The organism is Rhodosalinus sp. (assembly GCF_041685465.1).
In the GTDB taxonomy this organism is placed as follows: Bacteria; Pseudomonadota; Alphaproteobacteria; order Rhodobacterales; family Rhodobacteraceae; genus Rhodosalinus.
Map to the genome: position 1 here is coordinate 1 of NZ_JAWLFS010000314.1, position 2,734 is coordinate 2,734.

Annotated in this window: 3 protein-coding genes and 1 tRNA gene; 3 read left to right on the forward strand and 1 reads right to left on the reverse strand. The window is 71.6% G+C overall.

Features of this window, described 5'->3' with window-relative positions; translation table 11 throughout:
* Positions 1 to 267 precede the first annotated feature (267 nt).
* Positions 268 to 344: transfer RNA gene (locus ACESL7_RS14995), tRNA-Ile, on the reverse strand.
* 105 nt (positions 345 to 449) lie between these two features.
* Here ACESL7_RS14995 and purM point away from each other — a divergent pair.
* The 3 genes from purM to ACESL7_RS15010 form a co-directional block, all read left to right on the forward strand.
* Positions 450 to 1,496, forward strand: coding sequence for a phosphoribosylformylglycinamidine cyclo-ligase (gene purM, locus ACESL7_RS15000; protein WP_372894100.1), 1,047 nt, complete (start codon positions 450 to 452; stop codon positions 1,494 to 1,496).
* The gene (purN, locus tag ACESL7_RS15005; protein ID WP_372894101.1) at positions 1,477 to 2,085 is read left to right on the forward strand and encodes a phosphoribosylglycinamide formyltransferase; all 609 of its coding nucleotides are present in this window, start codon (positions 1,477 to 1,479) and stop codon (positions 2,083 to 2,085) included. Before purM ends, purN begins: the two co-directional genes overlap by 20 nt.
* A 77-nt stretch (positions 2,086 to 2,162) precedes the next feature.
* Positions 2,163 to 2,734 (forward strand): ribonuclease D (locus ACESL7_RS15010; protein WP_372894102.1); only part of this gene is annotated, 572 nt, incomplete at its 3' end.

Genomic DNA, 2,734 nt, shown 5'->3' on the forward strand with positions numbered 1-2,734 from the left:
ACCACCGGTCAGCCGCTCTGCCCGGCTCTCGACACGCAGAGACGTGTTGAAGCCCGTGGCGACCGGCTGTCGCGTTTCACCCATGGCGTGCGCCGAAGGTTGCTGTCGGACTTGGTTTAGCAGCTTGGCTCTACAGGGCTTTCGCGGGCACGCCAGCCATTACCCCCGATTTCGATGAATAATGCGGGTTGAACCCGGTGTCCCACGGCTCAGAAATCGTGGGGCACGGAGGCGGAAAAACACGTAAAAACAAATAATTAATTAAAATGGTAGGCCCGGAGGGATTCGAACCCCCAACCAAAGCGTTATGAGCGCTCTGCTCTGACCGGTTGAGCTACGGGCCCCCGTTGTCGTGCTAGGCGGCGGCCTTCTGCGCGTCAAGTCTTGGCCGTTGCCCGCGACGTGGCGATGGGCTAGGGCCGCGCGGAAGGGTGACGGAGGACGGGCCGGTGAGCGAGACGCGCAAGGGGCTGACCTACGCCGAGGCGGGCGTGGACATCGCCGCCGGCGAGGCGCTGGTGGAGCGGATCGGTCCGGCGGCGAAGCGCACGGCGCGACCGGGCGTGATGGCCGGCCTCGGTGGCTTCGGCGCGCTCTTCGACCCGAGGGCGGCGGGCTACGCGGACCCGATCCTCGTCGCGGCGACCGACGGGGTGGGCACCAAGCTCCGCATCGCGATCGACACCGGGCACCTCTCGACCGTGGGGATCGACCTGGTGGCGATGTGCGTCAACGACCTCGTCTGCCAGGGGGCGGAGCCGCTCTTCTTCCTCGACTATTTCGCCACCGGGCGCCTGTCGGCCGACGCGGCGGCCGAGGTGATCGAGGGCGTGGCCGAGGGCTGCGCCGGGGCGGGCTGCGCGCTCATCGGCGGCGAGACGGCGGAGATGCCGGGGATGTACGCGCCGGGCGACTTCGACCTCGCAGGCTTCGCCGTCGGTGCGATGGAGCGTGGTGCGGGCCTGCCCGCCGGCGTGGCCGCGGGCGACGTGCTCCTCGGCCTCGCCTCGGACGGGGTGCATTCCAACGGCTTCTCGCTGGTGCGCAGGGTGGCGGAGGCCGAGGGCCTCAGCTGGGACGCGCCCGCGCCCTTCGGTGACGGCACGCTCGGCGCGGCGCTCCTGACGCCCACGCGGCTCTACGTGCGCCCCGCGCTCGCGGCGCTGCGCGCGGGCGGGCTGCATGGGCTCGCGCACATCACCGGCGGCGGGCTGACCGAGAACCTGCCGCGCGTGCTGCCCGAGGGGCTCGGCGCGCGGGTGGATCTCTCCGCCTGGGCGCTGCCGCCGGTCTTCGGCTGGCTGCGGGACGCGGGCGGCATCGCGGAGGCGGAGATGTTGCGGAGCTTCAACTGCGGCATCGGCATGGTGGCCGTCGTGGCCCCCGACCGGGCCGAGGCGCTCGCCGCGACGCTGGAGGCGGAGGGCGAACGGGTCAGCGTGATCGGACGGGTCGAGCCCGGCGAAGGCGTGGTCCATGACGGCCGGCTTGGCTGACCCCCTGCGCATCGCGATCCTGATCTCCGGGTCGGGGTCGAACATGCTCCGCCTCGTCGAGAGCATGACGGGCGACCATCCGGCGCGGCCCGTGCTGGTCCTGTCCAACGTGCCGGGCGCCGGGGGGCTCGCGAAGGCCGAGGCGGCGGGCGTGCCGACGGCGGTCGTGGATCACCGCGCCTACGCCGACCGCGCCGCATTCGAGGCGGCGCTGCAGTCGACGCTCGCGCCGGCGCAGCCGGATCTGATCTGCCTCGCCGGGTTCATGCGGGTGCTGACACCCGGTTTCGTGGCGGCCTGGGAGGGGCGGATGCTCAACATCCACCCCTCGCTCCTGCCGAAGTTCCGCGGCCTCGACACCCATGCCCGCGCGCTCGCCGCCGGCGAGACGCGCCACGGCTGCACGGTGCACGAGGTGACGCCCGACCTCGACGCGGGGCCGGTGCTCGGGCAGGCGGAGGTGCCCGTCCGGCCCGACGACACGCCCGACACGCTCGCCGCGCGGGTGCAGGCGGCCGAGCACCGGCTCTACCCGGCGGTGCTGCGCCGCGTGGCCGAGGGCGACCGCAGCCCCCTCCGCTTCGCCTGACTTTCCTTCGAGGCGGCCATCGCGTATGCACGCCGTCGCGCCCGGTCGGGCGCGACACGCATTGCACCGGGGCCTTCATGCGCACCATCACCACGACCGAGGATCTCGCCGCGTTCTGCCAGCGTGCACAGGCGGCCCCCTACGTCACCGTCGACACCGAGTTCATGCGCGAGCGCACCTATTACGCGAAGCTCTGCCTGCTGCAGCTCGCCATCCCCGGCGAGGACGGGGCGGACGAGGGCGACGCGGTGCTCGTCGATCCGATCGAGGGCGACCTGTCGCTCGACCCGCTCTACGCGCTCTTCCGCGACGACAGCACCGTGAAGGTCTTTCACGCCGCGCGGCAGGACCTCGAGATCTTCTACGTCGACGCGGGCGTGATCCCGACGCCGCTCTTCGACACGCAGGTGGCGGCGATGGTCTGCGGCTTCGGCGAGCAGGTGGGCTACGAGACGCTTGTGAAGAAGGTGGCGAAGTCGAACCTCGACAAGACCTCGCGCTTCACCGACTGGTCGCGCCGCCCGCTCTCGGAGGCGCAGAAGGCCTACGCCCTCGCCGACGTGACGCATCTGCGCGTGATCTACGAATATCTCTCGGCGCGGCTCGCCGAGACCGGGCGCGACCGCTGGGTGGCCGAGGAGATCGGCAC

Excerpts from the sequence above, each read along its gene's own strand:
- purN (WP_372894101.1), top strand. The coding sequence starts at position 1,477 with ATGACGGCCGGCTTGGCTGACCCCCTGCGCATCGCGATCCTGATCTCC.